This is a genomic window from Pseudonocardia sp. DxW (assembly GCF_058448985.1).
Genome location: NZ_JBZFLK010000001.1, coordinates 280301 through 296717, shown reverse-complemented (window position 1 = coordinate 296717; position 16417 = coordinate 280301). Strand labels below are relative to the sequence as shown.

Genomic DNA, 16417 nt, shown 5'->3' with positions numbered 1-16417 from the left:
CGGGGTCCCCGCCGCACGTCGGCCGTTGGCGACCGGCCGGAGGAACGGAGGACCGGTGACCCGATCCGCCGCACGAGACACCGCACCCGCGCCCGACGCGGGGCCGGTGCCGCCGCTCGCCGGGTTCACCGTCGGGATCACCGCGGCCCGGCGGGCCGAGGAGCTCGCCACGATGCTGGAACGGCGCGGGGCGACCATCCAGCACGGCCCGGCGCTGCGGATCGTCGCGCTCGCCGACGACGACCGGCTGGAGCACCGCACCCGGGAGCTGGTCGCCGCGCCGCCGGACATCACGGTGGCGACCACCGGGATCGGCTACCGCGGCTGGATCGAGGCGGCCGACGGCTGGGGCATCGGCGAGGACCTGCTCGCCGCGCTCGGCCGCTCCGAGATGCTGGCCCGTGGCCCGAAGGCGCGCGGCGCGATCCGGGCGTCCGGGCTGGTCGACGCCTGGTCGCCGGAGTCCGAGTCGACCGCCGAGGTCCTGGAGCACCTGCTCGAACGCGGTGTGGAGGGCTGCCGGATCGCCGTCCAGCTGCACGGCGAGCCGCTGCCCGACGTCGTCGACGCCCTGGAGATGGCCGGCGCCGACGTGGTGACCGTCCCGGTGTACCGGTGGGCGCCGCCGCTGGACATCGGCCCGCTGGACCGGCTGATCGACAGCACCCTCTCCGGCGCGATCGACGTGCTGGCCTTCACCAGCGCACCGGCCGCTGCCGGGATCCTGGCCCGGGCCGGGGAACGCGGCCTGCGCGAGGAGCTGCTGACCGCACTGCGCGGCCCGGTGCTGGCGCTGTGCGTCGGCCCGGTCACGGCGGCGCCGCTGGAGGCGCTCGACGTGCCCACCGCGCAGCCGCAGCGGTCCCGGCTCGGCGCGATGGTGCGGACCTGCGAGTCGGTCGCACCCGGCCGGGCCCGCACGCTGCCGGTCGCCGGGCACCTGCTGGAGCTGCGCGGGCACGCGGTCCTGGTGGACGGGCGGCTGTGCCCGCTGCCGCCGACCCCGATGGCGCTGCTGCGGCTGCTCGCCCGCCGGCCGGGCCGGGTGGTGTCGCGTGCCGACCTGCTCGCCGCCCAGCCCGGCGGGGCCGGTGACGAGCACGCCGTGGAGAACGCGATCGCCCGGCTGCGCGCCGCGCTCGGCGTCCCCGGTCTGGTGCAGACCGTGGTCCGCCGCGGCTACCGGCTGGCGCTCGAGCCCGGGCACGGCGGGCACTGCGCGGACGTCCCGGGGGTCGAGCGGTGAACGGGCCGCCGCTGCTGCTGGTCGCGCACGGTTCGCGGTCCGACGCCGCCGACGCGGTGATCCGCTCGCTGGCCGACGCCGTCGCCGCACGGGGTCCGCGGGTGGAGATCTGCTACGTCGACGTCCGCGGGCCGAAGGTGGTCGACGCGGTGATCGCGCTGCGCGACGCCGGTGAACCGGGTGCGGTGGTGGTGCCGGCGTTCCTGGCCGCCGGGTACCACGTGCGGATCGACCTGCCCGCCCAGCTCGCCGACGCCGGGGCCGATCCGGCCCGGTTCCGCACGACGCCGTCGATGGGCCCGGATCCGCTGCTCGCGGCCGCCGCGCTGGACCGGCTGCGGGCCGCCGGGTACCGCGACGGCGACGCCGTCGTGCTGGCCGCGGCGGGATCGTCGGACCCGGCGGCCGTCGCCCAGGTCCGGCTGGCGGCCGGGATGCTGTCCCGGCTGGTCGGGCGGCGGGTCCGGGTCGGGTTCGCCGCGACCGGGACGCCGACGGTGTCCGCGCTGGTCGAGGGCCTGCGGCAGGCGGGGGAGCGGCGGGTCGCGGTGGCGTCCTGGCTGCTGGCGCCCGGGGTGTTCCAGGACCGGCTGCTCGGCTCCGGCGCGGACGTCGTCGCCGATCCGCTGGGCGTGCACGACGACGTGGTCCGCGCGGTGCTCGACCGCTACACGGCCGGCGCAGCCGAGATCGGGCGCGCCGCCTGATCCGGGCCGGATGAGCGCGCCACTGACCGCCCGGCTGCGGGCCGCCGGCTGCGTGTTCGCGGAGGAGGAGGCGGCACTGCTGGAGGCCGCCGCGTCCGGCGCGGAGCTCGAGCGGCTGGTCCGGCGCCGGATCGCCGGGGAACCGCTGGAACCGCTGCTCGGACACGTCCGGTTCGACGGCGGGCGGATCCGGGTGGTGCCCGGCGTGTTCGTCCCGCGCCGCCGGTCCGAGGCGCTGGTGCACGCCGCCGTCCGCGGGCTCCGGCCCGGCGCCGTCGTCGTCGACCTGTGCTGCGGGTGCGGTGCGATCGGGCTGGCCATCGCCCGCCGGGTCCCGGTCGAGCTGCACGCCGCCGACGTCGACCCGGTCGCGACCGCCTGCGCCGCGGACAATCTCGCCGGTGCCGGGACGGTGCACATCGGGGACCTGTTCGACGCGCTGCCGCAGACGCTGCGCGGCCGGGTCGACGTCGTGGTGGCGAACACCCCCTACGTGCCGGCCGCCGGGATCGCCGGGATGCCGCCGGAGGCCCGTGAGCACGAGCCCCGCATCGCGCTGGACGGCGGCACCGACGGTCTCGATCCGGCTCGCCGGGTGGCCGCGGAGGTGACCCGCTGGCTCGCCCCCGGCGGCCGGGTGCTGATCGAGACCTCGGCGGCCCAGGCCCCGGCCCTGGCGGTGTCGTTCGAGCAGGCCGGCCTGGCCCCGCACCCCGGCCGCGACCCCGCCCGCGACGCCACCTGGGTCGAGGGCACCCTCCTCCCTCGAGACGCCCCCTGACGTGCGCCTTTGCTCTGCTCACCTACCGGGGCCGCCCGCCGGGCGTTGCAAGATGGCGCCCACGGGCGCCATCTCGCAACGCTCGAACAGCGTCGGCACGATGGCGGTGTCAGTTCACCCAGGTCAGATTCTCCGACCCGAACAGCCCACCCTCGTAGACGACGGTCCAGGTGCCTTGCTGCTGATCCTTCGCGTCGAAACAGACCTGCCCGCTCACCGTTCCGCCAGGAGCCAGTTCGCCGGAGCTCAGATCGTTGTCGCTGCCGATGCTGATCCGGCGGATGGCGCCGTCGGGGTCCTGCAGCTTCCAGTCCCAGATGTTGAAGCTCTCGTTGCCCGGGCTGCCGTTGCGATAGGTGACGTCCGTGCACTTCACGGCTCCGACGAAGGCCTTCCGGTCCTGCAGCGGACTGGTGCCGACCTCCATGCCGTCGTCCGTCGTGAGAACAGTCCCGGGTGGCCCGCTCGTGACCGGTGCCGGAGCGGAAGACGTACGGTCGGCGCTCCGAATGCCGTCGACGGCCGTGGTCGTCGTAGCATCCGCCGCCGTCGTGGAGGAGATGCCTGAGAACGCTGCGGCGAAGGCCATCGTGTAGAGGACGCAGACCACCAACCCGAATGCGGACAGGATCGTTCCGGAGATCGCGACCCCCCGGTTGTCGGCCTTGCCCGCCTGCGCCCGCACGATGCCCAGCGCACCAAGCACCAGGCCGGTGATCACCATGGGCCAGGCGATAATGCCGATGATCGGAATCAGCGAGAACAGGACACCGAGGATCCCGAGCACGAGCGCTGCAGTACCGAGACCGTTGCTGGGCCGCTGAGGAGTCCAACCGTGCGGAGGCTGGGGCGGACAGGGCGGCTGCGGCGGGTACGGGGGCTGCGCGGACGTCACGACGGTCATGTCGTCCGGGGTGGCCGCCCAGTTGCCGGAACATCCCGGGAGTCATCAGAACTGACGATCCGGCGCCGCTCAGCGGCTCTGCTCACCTCGCCGCTCAGCGGCTCTGCTCACCTCGCCGCTCAGCGGCTCTGCTCACCTCGCCGCTCAGCGGCTCTGCTCACCTCGCCGCTCAGCGGCGGCGGTGCTCGCGGGGCAGCCGGCCGTCCACCATGAGCACGCCCTCGGCGCGGAGCCGGGCCGCCTGCTCGACGGCGAGGTGCGGGGCCGCCCGGCCGTCCGAGCGCAGCACCCGGTGCCAGGGCAGGTCGGCGCCGTCCTCGGCGAGGATCCGGCCGACCAGCCGGGCCGAGCGCAGCCCGGCCAGCTCGGCGACCTCGCCGTAGCTCAGCGTCCGGCCGGCCGGGATCGCCGCGACGACGTCCCGGACCCGCTCCACGGTCTGCTCGTCCACACCGGGATCCTCCCCGGTCGCCGGGCCCGGGTGCCACCGGCGTCGCCCGGGCCGCCCGCGGGCCCTGCCGCCCGCGGGCCCTGTCGTCGGTGTCGGTGCGGCGTGGTCGAATCGGCGCATGACCCGAGCGACCGCGGAGCAGGCGTCCCCCCGCCTGGTGCGCTTCGGGCCGATCGCCGAGCCGGTCCGGGAGTGGTCCGGCGCCGCGGCCCGGGTGCTCGAGCACGACCGCGGCCCGCTGCGGGTGCTCGGCGGGCCCGGCACCGGGAAGACCAGCCTGCTGCTGGACGCGGTGGTCCGGCGGATCCGCGCGGGTGCACCGCCCGGCTCGGTGCTGCTGCTGGTCGGCAGCCGGCGGGCCGCGGAGGAGCTGCGGGGGCGGCTGACCGCGCTGCTCACCGCCGGTGCGGGCGGACCGGCCGGTGACTTCGGCGCCCGCACCACCCGGGAGCTGCTGGTGCGGACGGTGCACTCCTACGCGTTCGGCGTGCTGCGGCTGCACGCCGCGCGGCACGAGGACCCGCCGCCCCGGCTGCTGGCGTCCGCCGAACAGGATGTCGTGGTCCGCGAGCTGCTCGCCGGGGAGATCGAGAACTGGAACGGCAGCGTCCCCGGCTCCGGCTGGCCGGAGCGCCTCGATCCGGCGCTGGGGCTGCCCGGGTTCGCCGCGGAGCTGCGCGAGCTGCTGCTGCGGGCCGCCGAGCGCGGGCTCGGCCCGCAGGAGCTGGCCGAGCTGGGCCGGGCGTACGGCCGCGACGAGTGGGTGGCGGCCGCCCGGTTCTTCCGCACCTACGAGGAGGTCACCCTGCTCCGCGGCGCCGCGGGCCGGGGCGCCCCGCAGGCCACCGCCCCCGCGCTGGACTCCGCCGAGCTGGTCGCCGCCGTGCTGGACGCGCTGGCCGCCGATCCGGGACTGCGCGAGCAGGAGCGGCAGCGGATCCGGCACCTGCTGGTCGACGACGCGCAGGATCTGGACCCGCAGCAGATGGAGCTCGTCGCGACCCTCGCCGCGGACGCCGGGTCCACCCTGGTCGCCGGCGACCCGGACCAGGCGGTGCTGACCTTCCGGGGCGCCGACGCCCGCGGGCTGGACGCGATCGCCGCCCCGACCGAGCTGCTCACCGCCGACCACCGGCAGACCGCGGAGGTACGGGCCGCCGGGCTCCGGCTGGCCGAGAAGCTGCCGGGTGCAGGCCGCACCAGGACCCGGCGCGGGCCGGCCGCCCCGCCGGGCGACCCCGGTGAGTCCGCGACCCGGCCCGGCGACCCCGCCACCCCGCCTGGCGCGCCCGCCACCCGGCCCGGCGATCCCGCGACCCGGCCCGGTGAGCCCGCGATCCGGCCCGGCGAGCCCGGCCCGGTGGGCGCCGGGGCGGGCGAGGCGGTGCAGGTGCGGGTCTTCGGCTCCCCGTCGGCGGAGGCCGGCTGGATCGCCGACCGGCTCCGCCGCGCACACCTGGTCGACGGCGTGCCCTGGTCGGAGATGGCGGTGCTGTCCCGGTCAGCGCGCCGCACCCTGCCCGCGCTGCGCCGTGCGCTCGCCGCGGCGGGCGTCCCGATCGTCGCGCCGCCGGACGAGGTGCCGCTGCCCCGCCAGCCCGCCGTCGTCCCGTTGCTGCTGGTGCTGCGCGCGGCGGTGCGGCCCGCGTCGATCGACGCCGACCTGGCGATCTCGCTGCTGACCTCGCCGTTCGGCGGCGGCGACCCGATGCGGATGCGGCGGTTGCGGCGCGGGCTGCTGCGGCTGCACGCCGCCGCGGGCAACGACGTGCGGCTGTTCCCCGACGACGAGGATCCCGAGCCCGGCCAGACCGACCCGGCCACCGCGAGCAGCGATCCGCTGCTGGTCGCGATGCTCCGCGAGGCGGTCGGGGGCCGCCCCGATCCGCTGGCGATGCTGTCCCCGGCGGAGGCGGCGCCGATGCGCGACGTCGGCCGCCTGCTCGACACCGCCGCCCGGTCCATCGCCGCGGGCGACCCGGTCGAGGAGACCCTGTGGCGGGTGTGGCGCCGGACCGGGCTGGCCCGCCGCTGGAGCGAGGCGAGCGCCCGCGGCGGCCCCGGTGGTGCCGCCGCCGATCGCGATCTCGACGCCGTGCTGGCGCTGTTCGACGCGGCCGCCCGCTACACCGACCGGCTGCCCGGCGCCGACGTCGGCGGCTTCCTGGAGTACCTGGCCGACCAGCAGCTGCCCGGGGAGACGCTGGCCCCGCAGGCGCCGCGCGGCGACGCCGTCGAGCTGCTCACCGCGCACGCGGCGCGCGGCCGGGAGTGGAGGGTCGTCGCCGTCCCCGGCGTGCAGGAGGGCCTGTGGCCGGACCTGCGGCTGCGCGGCAGCCTGCTCGGGCACGAGCAGCTCGTCGACCTGGTCGCCGGGGCCGCCGAGCCGGGCGCCGCGGTCTCCCGGACGGCGCCACTGCTCGCCGAGGAACGCAGGCTGTTCTACGTCGCCTGCACCCGGGCCCGCTCGATGCTGCTGGTCAGCGCGGTGCAGGGGGAGGACGAGCAGCCGTCCCGGTTCCTCGACGAGCTCGATCCGCGCCCCGCCGACGCCGCCGAGGCCCGGCCGGTGCACCGCCCGGGCCGCTCCCTGGTGCTGCCCGAGCTGGTCGGTGAGCTGCGCCGCGCGGTGACCGCGCCGGACCGCGGCGACCCGGCCCGCGCGGCCCGCAGGCGCCGGGCGGCGACCCAGCTCGCCCGGCTCGCCGCGGACGGCGTCCCCGGCGCGCACCCGGACGACTGGTACGGCCTGGCCGACCTGTCCGATCTCGCCCCGCTGCGCGCCGACGGCGAGCTGGTGCCGATCTCGCCGTCCGACGTGGAGACGATCGCCGGCTGCCCGCTGCGCTGGGTGCTGTCCCGGCACGGCGGCGACGAGTCCGGTGCGCTGTCCGCGGTCACCGGTTCCCTGGTGCACGCGCTGGTGCAGGCCCGGGCGGCCGGGGCCGACCCGGCCGAGCTGGAGCAGGCCCTGCAGTCGGCGTGGCGGCGGCTCGACGCGGGCGCCCCCTGGTTCGGCCGGCGCGAGCTGACCCGGGTCCGGGAGATGCTGGCCGCGTTCGACGACTGGGTCCGGCGCAGCCGGGCCGAGGGGCTGGAGCTGGTCGCCGTCGAGCAGTCGATGCAGCTCGATCTCGAGGGCGAGCCGCCGCCGACGGGCCCCGGGACCGAGGGTGAGCCGCCGCCGGCCGCGGATCCGGTGCTCGACGAGGAACCGGCCGCGGGCGGGGGAGCGGCGCGGGCCGCGCGCCGGGTGCGGCTGCGCGGCCGGGTGGACCGGCTCGAACGCGACGACCGGGGCCGTCCGGTGGTGGTCGACGTGAAGACCGGGAAGACGGCCACCTCGGCCCGGGCCACCGCCGAGCACCACCAGCTGGCCGTCTACCAGCTCGCGGCGTCGCTCGGCGCGTTCGACGAGGTCGTCGGCCGCGGCGCCGAACCGGGTGGGGCGCGGTTGCTGTTCCTCGCCGACCGGAAGGCGAGCGGGGAGGCGAAGGAGCCCCGGCAGGACCCGCTCCGGCCCGAGGAGATGGGGCACTGGCGGGACGTGCTGATGCGCTGCGCCGACGACTCGGCGGGCGCGGTGTTCGTGGCCAGGGCGGGACCGGACTGCGACCGCTGCCCGGTGCGGACCAGCTGCCCGGCGGTCGAGACCGGGCGGACCGTCGTCGACGGCTGACCGGCACCCGCCCCGAGCTGCCGCCGCCGCTGCCGTGCCGCCACAGCCGTGCCGCCGCCGGGGCGGCAGGCGGGTCCGGGCTACGGGGCCGGCCCGGTGCCGCCGATCCGCCGGTCGGCGATCCGGTCGATCGCCATCGCGGCACCGAGCCCGAGCGCGAGCGCCGCGCAGAAGCCGCCGATCGTGTCGGTCGCGTAGTGCGCGCCGATCCGCACCATCCCGGCTCCGACGACGCCGCCGGCGAGCAGCACGGTCCCGGCGAGCACGGACAGCGCCGCCACCGGCCGGACCACGGGCACCGCACCGATCAGCAGCACCGCCGCGACCAGGCCGATCGAGACCGCGCCTCCGGTGTGGCCGCTGGGGAACGCGAAGCCGTCGCCGTCGATGGTCCGGCCGATCAGCGGTTTCAGGGCGGTCGTCGCGACACCGGTCAGTCCCGGCCCGACGACCGCGAGCACCGCCACCCGGCGCCTGCGCAGCAGCAGTGCGAGCCCGGCCAGCGATGCCGCCGCGACCACCACGAAGCCGGGCGAACCCAGGCCGATCGCCCGCGCGAGCCCGGCCCGGGGCAGGGCGTCGACCGCGGACCAGGCACCCTCGTCGACCCGGCCGGCGACCGCGTCACCGGCGTATCGCCAGGTCAGGACCAGGAACACGATCGCCGCCGCGGCGGTGACCGGCGGCGCGGCGCGGTGCAGGGGACCGAGCAGGGAGGTGGTCCTGCCCGCGGTGTCACGCACCGGATCGACAGTAGCGGCCCGGCCGGGCGCGCCGGGACGCCGGACGACGGTGACCCGGCCCGCGGTCCCGGCCCGCGGTCCCGGCTCAGCCGATCCCGAGCGCCGACGCGAGCCGGCCCAGGTCCGGCTCCGGGTCGCGCATCCCGCGGGTGAGCACCTGCGCGCACACGTGATCGGCCCCGGCGGCGAGGTGCTCGTCCAGCCGGGCCGCGACCTGCTCGGGGGTGCCGTGCGCGACCAGCGCGTCGATCAGCGCGTCGGTGCCGCCGTCGTCGAGATCGGACTCGGCCCAGCCGAGCCGCAGCAGGTTGGCCCGGTAGTTGCGCAGTCCGAGGTAGGGCCGCTGGACGACGGGCCTGCCGAGCGCGCGGGCGGACTCCGGGTCGTCGTCGAGGACGACCTTGTGCTCCGGTGCCAGCAGCACCCCGTCGCCGAGCCGCTCGCGTGCGGACCGGGTGTGCTCGGGCGTCGTCAGATAGGGGTGGGCTCCCGCGGTCCGGTCCCGGGACACGTCGAGCACCTTCGGGCCGAGCGCGGCGAGCGCGCGGCCCGCGACCGGGACGTCCAGCGCGTCCAGCCGGTCCAGGTACTCCACGATCGTCGCGTACGGGCGGCTGTAGTCGCCGGTCGCCTCCGGGTGCCCGATCCCGACGCCGAGCAGGAACCGGTCCGGATGCCGCTCGGCGATCCGGTGGTAGGACGGCGTGACCTCGTCCGCCGGCGTCGTCCACATGTTGACGATCCCGGTCGCGACCACCAGCGAGGTGGTGGCGTCGAGCAGGTCCTCGGCGAGCTTCAGGTCCCCGGGCGGGGAGCCGCCGATCCAGACCGCGCCGAACCCGAGGGACTCGATCTCGCGGGCGAGCTGCGGTGAGAGACCCGTCGCGTGCCGCCATACGCCGTACCGGCCGGGGGAGACTGTCATGTCCCAGGTCTACCACCGCGCGGGCCCGACCATTCCCCGCTCTACGATGGCGACTCCCCACTCGAGAGGCTGGACGTGCAGTGATCGACCTGAAGGCGGCCCGACAGGACCCGGACCGGTTCCGCGCGGCACTGTCCCGTCGCGGTGCGTCCGCGGACTTCGACGCCCTCATCGCGGTCGACGTCCGATGGCGGGAGCTGACCGACCACGTCGGCGGCCTGCGTGCCGCCCAGAAGCAGCGGCCGAAGGGGAAGCCGACCCCGGAGCAGGTCGAGCAGTTCAAGAAGGAGAAGGAGGAGCTGCGCGGCGCCGAGGAGGACCTCGCCGCGGCCGACGCGGAGCGCTCCGCGCTGCTCGCCCGGATCCCGAACCTGCCGGACCCGACGGCCGCCGACGGGATGGCCGAGGAGGACGCGGTCACCGTCCGCACCTGGGGCGAGCCGCCGTCGTTCGACTTCGAGCCGCGCGACCACCTCGACCTGGCCTCGACGACCGGCCGGGTCGACATGGCCCGCGGCGCCCGGCTGTCCGGCTCCCGCTTCGCCTACCGGTTCGGTGACGTCGCCCGGCTGGAGATGGCGCTGTTCCGGTACGTCATGGACAAGATCGTCGGCGAGGGCTTCGTGCCGGTGCTCGGCCCGGTGCTGGCGAACGAGCGGGCGATGTACGGCACCGGGTTCCTGCCCACCGAGGAGTCGAACCTCTACCGGCTGGAGCGCGACGACCTCTACCTGACCGGCACCTCCGAGGTGGCGCTGGCCGGCATCCACATGGACGAGATCGTCGATCTCGACGAGCTGCCGGCCCGCTACGTCGCGTTCTCGACGAACTTCCGGCGCGAGGCGGGCGCCGCGGGCAAGGACACCAAGGGCATGTTCCGGGTGCACCAGTTCGACAAGGTCGAGATGTACGTCTACTGCCTGCCCGAGCAGTCCCAGGACGTCCACGAGCAGCTCCTCGCGCACGAGGAGTCGATCGTGCAGGAGCTGGGCCTGCCCTACCGGGTGCAGAACATCTCGGTCGGCGACCTCGGCAACCCGGCCGCCAAGAAGTACGACATCGAGGCGTGGTTCCCGGTGCAGCAGCGCTACCGGGAGATCACGTCCTGCTCGAACACCACCGACTACCAGGCACGACGGCTGAACGTCCGGTTCCGCCGCGAGCCCGGTGCGCCGACCGAGACGCTGCACACCCTCAACGGCACCGGGGCGACCGCCCGGGCGATGCTGGCGATCATGGAGAACTTCCAGGACGCGAACGGCACCGTCGCCGTCCCGGAGGTGCTGCAGCGGCACGGCGCACCCGCCACCGTCGGGACGCCGGCCGGCTGATCCGGGCCGCCCGCAGGACTTCCCCGCGGAACCGTCGGAGGTGGCGGGTAGAACACCGGTATGGATCCGTCACCGGCCGAGCTGGCCGCCGCGCTCGGTCTGCACCCGCCGACCGGGGAGCAGGCCGCGGTGATCGCCGCCCCGGCCGGGCCGGCGCTGGTGGTGGCCGGCGCGGGCGCCGGGAAGACCGAGACGATGGCGGCCCGGGTGGTGTGGCTGGTCGCCACCGGCCGGGTGCTGCCCGAGCAGGTGCTGGGGCTCACCTTCACCCGCAAGGCGGCGCAGCAGCTGGGCACCCGGGTCCGGTCCCGGCTGCGCCGGCTCGCCGGCTCCCGCCTGCTCGACGACCTGGATCCGGGTGGCTCCCGGCGGGCCGCGCTGCTGGCCGGCGAGCCGACCGTCTCCACCTACCACGCCTACGCCGGGCGGCTGGTCGGCGAGCACGCCCTGCGGTTGCCGGCCGAACCGGCGAACCGGCTGCTCGGCCCGACCGCGACCTGGCAGCTCGCGCACCGGGTCGTCTCCACCTGGGCGGCCGACCTGGAGATCGACCGGGTCCCGGCGACCGTCACCGGCTACCTGCTCGCGCTGGCCGGCGAGCTCGGCGAGCACCTCGTCGAGCCGGCCGAGGTGGAGCGGCTCGCCCGGCGGATCCTGCCGGTGCTGGAGCACGCCCCGCCCGGCAAGCGGCAGCGCGCCGAGCCGTCCGCCGGGTACAAGGCACGGATCGCCGGTCAGCGGATGCGCTGCGAGCTGCTGCCGCTGGTCGAGGAGTTCGCCCGCCGCAAGCAGGCCGAGCAGGCGATGGACTTCTCCGACCAGATGGCGCTCGCCGCGCGGATCGCCGAGGCGGACCCGGAGGTCGGCCGGATCGAGCGCGACCAGTTCCGGGCCGTCCTGCTCGACGAGTACCAGGACACCGGGCACGCCCAGCGGGTGCTGCTGCGGGCCCTGTTCGGCGTGCCGCCCGGGCTCGCCCCGGATCCGGTCGCCGACCGGCACCGGTCGGTCACCGCCGTCGGCGACCCCTGCCAGTCGATCTACGGCTGGCGCGGGGCCAGCGCCGGCAACCTCAACCGGTTCCGCACCGACTTCCCGGCCGCCGGCGGCGATCCGGCGCCGGTGCACGGCCTGCTCACCAGCTTCCGCAACCCGGCCGAGGTGCTGGTGCTGGCGAACCGGGTCTCCGAGCCGCTCCGCGGGGCGCCGGGCGCCGTCCGGGTCGGCGAGCTGCGCCCGCTCGACGGCGCCGGCCCCGGCGACGTGCGGGCCGCGCTGCTGCCCGACGTCGCCGCCGAGATCGCCTGGGTCGCCGACGGCGTGGCCACGCGCTGGCACGCCGCGGCCGGGGAGGAGGGCACCGGCACCCCGCCGACCGCGGCGGTGCTGGTCCGCCGCCGCTCCGACATGGACGCGCTCGCCGCCGCGCTGCGCGACCGGCGGGTCCCGGTCGAGGTCGTCGGCCTCGGCGGGCTGCTGTCCACCCCGGAGGTGCGGGACCTGGTCTCCGCGCTGCGGGTGGTCTCCGATCCGCTGGCCGGCCCGTCGGCGGTCCGGCTGCTCACCGGTCCGCGCTGGCGGCTGGGCATCGCCGACCTGGCCGCGCTGTGGCAGCGCGCCCGCGAGCTCGTCCCCGGCCGCCCGGGCCGTCCCGGTCCGCTCAGCGCGGCCGAGCTGGCCCTCGGGGCGCTGCCCGGCGACCAGGCCGAGCAGGCCGGCCTGGTCGACGCGCTCGACGACCCGGGCGGGCCGGAGCGCTACTCGCCCGCCGGGTTCGACCGGATCCGCCGGATCGGCCGCGAGCTGTCGCACCTGCGGGCGCGGGCCGCCGCCCCGCTCACCGATCTGGTCGCCGACGTCGAGCGGACCCTGCTGCTGGACGTGGAGACGACGTCGCGGCCGGGGCCGACCGGCCGGGCCCATCTCGACGCGTTCGCCGACGTGGTCGCCGACTTCGCGGCCGGCGCCGACGTGCCGTCGCTGGACGCGCTGCTCGACTATCTCGACACCGCCGAGCAGGCCGAGGAGGGGCTGACCCCCGGTGAGGTCGAGGTGGCGCCGGACCGGGTGCAGATCCTCACCGTGCACGCCGCGAAGGGCCTGGAGTGGGAGATCGTCGCCGTCCCGCACCTGGTGGCGCAGGTCTTCCCCGGCCGCAAGATGTCCGGCAGCTGGCTGAAGGACCCGTCCGACCTGCCGGTCCCGCTGCGCGGCGACGCCGACGACCTGCCCGGCTTCGAGCTGCCCCCGCCGGGCGCCGACCGCAAGCAGGTCGAGCAGGCGCTCGACGCGCACGACGCGGCGCTCGACGACCGGCGGCTCGCCGAGGAGCGCCGGCTGTTCTACGTCGCGCTGACCCGCGCCGAGCGCACCCTGCTCGTCTCCGGGCACCGCTGGCCGGCCGCCGGGGAGCGGCCCAAGGAGCCGTCGGTGTTCCTCACCGAGGTGGCCGAGATCCTGGAGGGGCCCGGCGGGTCCGAGGTCGGTGTGCTGGAGAGCTGGGCGCCGCCGCCGGAGGCCGACACCGGCAATCCGGCGCTCGGTGTGGAGCGGACCGCGCAGTGGCCGCCGGACCCGTTCGGGGACCGCAGCGACGACGTCCGGTCCGGCGCGGACCTCGTGCGGGAGGCGCTGCGGGCCCGCTCCCGCCGGGCCCGGCGGCCCCGCCGCACCCCCGCCGACCAGCTCACCCTGCTCGACCTGCCGCCCGCGGAGGAGGCCGTGCCGGATCCCGGTCCGGCGGTCGCCGACGCCGAGGGCGATCCGGAGGGCTGGGCCGCCGACGTCGACGTGCTGCTCGCCGAGCGCGCCGCGGCCGCCGACCGGCCCTCGGTCGCGCTGCCCGGGCGGCTCTCGGTGAGCCGGCTGGTCGAGCTGGCCGACGACCCGGATGCGCTCGCCGTCCGGCTGCGCCGCCCCGTCCCGCTGCCGCCCAACCCGTACGCCCGGCGCGGGACCGCGTTCCACGCCTGGCTGGAGCAGCGGTTCGGCGCGGAGCGGCTGCTCGACATCGACGAGCTGCCCGGCGCCGCCGACGAGAGCGCCGGCTCCGAGACCGACGCGGCGGAGCTGGAGGAGCTGCAGGCCGCGTTCGAGGCGTCCGAGTGGGCCGACCGCAAGCCGGTCGACGTCGAGGTGGCCTTCGAGACGGTGCTGGCCGGGGTCGCGGTGCGCGGCCGGATGGACGCGGTGTTCGCCGACCCGGACGGCGGCTGGACGGTCGTCGACTGGAAGACCGGCAGCCCGCCCGGGCCGGACCGGGAGCACGCGGTCGGGGTGCAGCTGGCCGCGTACCGGCTGGCCTGGGCGGCGCTGCAGGGCGTGCCGGCGGACCGGGTGCGGGCGGCCTTCCACTACGTCCGGGACGGGGTGACGCTGCGCCCCGCCGACCTGCTCGACGCCGAGCGCCTGCACGCACTGGTGGCCGGGGTGCCCGCGGCCTGACCAGCCGGGAGCCGGCCGGACCGGCCGGGAACGGCGGCGAGCCCGCGCCCCGGGGATGCCGGGACGCGGGCTCGCGTGCTGCGCGCGGGGGGATCGTCCCGCTAGTGCGCGCTCGCCTTCGCGATGCCGACACCGGTCAGCGACCGGACCTCCATCTCGGCGTACTTGCTGCCGTCGTGCCGCTTCTGCCCGACGTAGGTACCGATGGCACCCAGCAGGAACGACGCCGGGATCGACACCAGGCCCGGGTTGGACAGCGGGAACAGCATGAAGTCCGCGTTCGGGAAGATGGACGGGGTCGGTGCGTCCGGCCCGCGGCCGGAGACCACCGGCGAGAACACGATCAGCAGCAGCGTCACGGACAGACCGCCGTAGATCGAGAACAGCGCACCGGTGGTGTTGAAGCGCTTCCAGAACAGCGAGTAGAGGATCGTCGGCAGGTTCGCCGACGCCGCCACCGCGAACGCCAGCGCCACCAGGAACGCCACGTTCTGGTTGCGGGCGAGGATGCCGCCCAGGATCGCGACGACACCGATCACCATCGCGGTCCGGCGGGCCACCTTGACCTGGGTGGCCTCGGTGTCCTCGACATTGCCGCGCTTGATGACGTTGATGTACACGTCGTGCGCGAACGACGCCGACGCGGTGATCGTCAGCCCGGCGACGACCGCGAGGATCGTCGCGAAGGCGACGGCCGCGATCACGCCCAGCAGGATCGGGCCACCGAGCTCGAACGCCAGCAGCGGGGCGGCGGAGTTGACCCGGCCCGGTGCCTCGAGGATCGTCTGCGGGCCCACCAGCGCACCGGCGGCGTAGCCGATGACCAGGGTGAACAGGTAGAACAGGCCGATCAGCCAGATCGCCCACTCGACCGACTTGCGGGCCTCCTTGGCCGTCGGCACCGTGTAGAAGCGCATCAGCACGTGCGGCAGACCCGCGGTGCCGAGCACCAGGGCGAGGCCGAGCGAGATGAAGTCGATCTTCGACAGGGTGGTCGCGCCGTACTGCAGGCCCGGCGAGAGCAGGCCGGCGCCGTCCTCGGGGTTGGCCTCGACGGCCGCGCCGAGCAGGGCGGAGAAGTTGAAGCCGAACAGGGCCAGCGCCCAGATCGTCATCACCAGGGTGCCTGCGATCAGCAGCACGGCCTTGATCATCTGGACCCAGGTGGTGCCGCGCATGCCGCCGATGAGCACGTAGGCGATCATCACGACGCCGACGACAGCGATCACCGCGCCCTGCGCGAACGCACCGGACACGCCGAGCAGCAGCGAGACCAGCGCACCGGCACCGGCCATCTGCGCCAGCAGGTAGAAGAACGACACGGCCAGCGTCGAGGTGGCGGCGGCCGCGCGGACCGGGCGCTGACGCATCCGGAACGCCAGCACGTCACCCATCGTGAACCGGCCGGTGTTGCGCAGCAGCTCGGCGACCAGCAGCAGCGCCACCAGCCAGGCGACCAGGAAGCCGACCGAGTAGAGGAACCCGTCGTAACCGTTGATGGCGATCGCGCCCGCGATGCCGAGGAACGACGCCGCGGACAGGTAGTCACCCGCGATCGCGAAGCCGTTCTGGGTTCCGGAGAACCCGCCACCGGCGGTGTAGAAGTCGGCCGCCGTCTTCTTGGCGTGCCGGCTGTTGACGTAGAAGACGATCGCCAGCGTCCCCACCACGAAGACGAGGAAGATGGAGATGTTGAGGATCGGGCTGGCCGCGGCCCCCGCGTCCTGTGCCAGTACCGCGTTCACGCCGCTCACTTCGCCCCCTCGATCTCGTCACGGATCTTCGACGACAGCGGGTCGAGCTTGCGGTCCGCGAAGCGGATGTAGACCACGGTGATCGCGAACGTCGACACGAACTGCAGCAGGCCGAGGATCAGGCCCAGGTTGATGTTTCCGGCCACCGGAATCGCCATGAAGTCGGGCGCGAAGCTGGCCAGCAGGACGTACAGCAGGTACCAGGCCAGGAACCCGGCGGTGACCGGGAAGACGAAGCCTCGGAGCCGCTTGCGCAGCTCCTGGAAGTCGGGGCTGGCCTGCACGGCCGCCCAGTCGGGAGTCGGCGGTGGTGTCCCGCCGGACTGCTCGTCGGACTCGGTCGTACTCACGTATGCCTCCTTGCATAAATCCGCGCGCGGCCACGGACTGCGCACCAGGAAAGGGCTTTGCGGGCGGGGGCGGAACCCCGGATGTCGCTCTCACCCGGACCG

At 75.9% G+C, this 16417-nt stretch carries 12 protein-coding genes; 6 read left to right on the top strand and 6 right to left on the bottom strand.

Translation table 11 applies throughout. From position 1 onward, the window contains the following. Positions 1–55 precede the first annotated feature (55 nt). The 3 genes from ACVJO7_RS01425 to ACVJO7_RS01415 are packed head-to-tail and all read left to right on the top strand — an operon-like array spanning position 56 to position 2734. Complete coding sequence (locus ACVJO7_RS01425; protein ID WP_344022412.1) at positions 56–1246, top strand: uroporphyrinogen-III synthase; 1191 nt, start codon at positions 56–58, stop codon at positions 1244–1246. Beyond that, a complete protein-coding gene (locus ACVJO7_RS01420) occupies positions 1243–1953 on the top strand; it encodes a sirohydrochlorin chelatase (RefSeq protein ID WP_344022414.1) in 711 nt (236 codons plus the stop codon). Before ACVJO7_RS01425 ends, ACVJO7_RS01420 begins: the two co-directional genes overlap by 4 nt. Positions 1954–1963: 10 nt before the next feature. Then, complete coding sequence (locus ACVJO7_RS01415; RefSeq protein ID WP_491671369.1) at positions 1964–2734, top strand: putative protein N(5)-glutamine methyltransferase; 771 nt, start codon at positions 1964–1966, stop codon at positions 2732–2734. A 109-nt stretch (positions 2735–2843) separates the two neighbouring features. Here ACVJO7_RS01415 and ACVJO7_RS01410 read toward each other — a convergent pair whose 3' ends face one another. Then, the gene (locus ACVJO7_RS01410; RefSeq protein ID WP_491671368.1) at positions 2844–3521 is read right to left on the bottom strand and encodes a DUF4190 domain-containing protein; all 678 of its coding nucleotides are present in this window, start codon (positions 3519–3521) and stop codon (positions 2844–2846) included. A 286-nt stretch (positions 3522–3807) separates the two neighbouring features. Further along, the gene (locus ACVJO7_RS01405) at positions 3808–4089 is read right to left on the bottom strand and encodes an MGMT family protein (RefSeq protein ID WP_344022418.1); all 282 of its coding nucleotides are present in this window, start codon (positions 4087–4089) and stop codon (positions 3808–3810) included. Between the two features lie 118 nt (positions 4090–4207). Between ACVJO7_RS01405 and ACVJO7_RS01400 the strand changes: the two genes are divergently transcribed. Then, positions 4208–7768, top strand: coding sequence for an ATP-dependent helicase (locus ACVJO7_RS01400; RefSeq protein ID WP_491671367.1), 3561 nt, complete (start codon positions 4208–4210; stop codon positions 7766–7768). 80 nt (positions 7769–7848) lie between these two features. Here ACVJO7_RS01400 and ACVJO7_RS01395 read toward each other — a convergent pair whose 3' ends face one another. Both ACVJO7_RS01395 and ACVJO7_RS01390 read right to left on the bottom strand, forming a co-directional pair. Then, entirely contained in the window at positions 7849–8511 is a 663-nt protein-coding gene (locus ACVJO7_RS01395) for a phosphatase PAP2 family protein (RefSeq protein WP_491671366.1), read from the bottom strand. An 85-nt stretch (positions 8512–8596) separates the two neighbouring features. Continuing rightward, a complete protein-coding gene (locus tag ACVJO7_RS01390; protein ID WP_491671365.1) occupies positions 8597–9436 on the bottom strand; it encodes an LLM class F420-dependent oxidoreductase in 840 nt (279 codons plus the stop codon). An 80-nt stretch (positions 9437–9516) separates the two neighbouring features. On the opposite strand from ACVJO7_RS01390, the gene serS reads away from it, so the two are divergent. Further along, positions 9517–10767, top strand: coding sequence for a serine--tRNA ligase (gene serS, locus ACVJO7_RS01385; RefSeq protein ID WP_344022426.1), 1251 nt, complete (start codon positions 9517–9519; stop codon positions 10765–10767). Positions 10768–10827: 60 nt separating this feature from the next. Beyond that, positions 10828–14211, top strand: a complete 3384-nt coding sequence (locus ACVJO7_RS01380) for an ATP-dependent helicase (RefSeq protein WP_491671364.1) — start codon at positions 10828–10830, stop codon at positions 14209–14211. Between the two features lie 101 nt (positions 14212–14312). Here the strand turns inward: ACVJO7_RS01380 and ACVJO7_RS01375 are convergent, their stop codons facing one another. After that, the gene (locus ACVJO7_RS01375) at positions 14313–15956 is read right to left on the bottom strand and encodes a monocarboxylic acid transporter (protein WP_344022806.1); all 1644 of its coding nucleotides are present in this window, start codon (positions 15954–15956) and stop codon (positions 14313–14315) included. Between the two features lie 5 nt (positions 15957–15961). Beyond that, positions 15962–16315 (bottom strand): DUF485 domain-containing protein, encoded by a 354-nt coding sequence (locus ACVJO7_RS01370; protein WP_344022430.1) that lies wholly within the window; start codon positions 16313–16315, stop codon positions 15962–15964. Positions 16316–16417 lie beyond the last annotated feature (102 nt).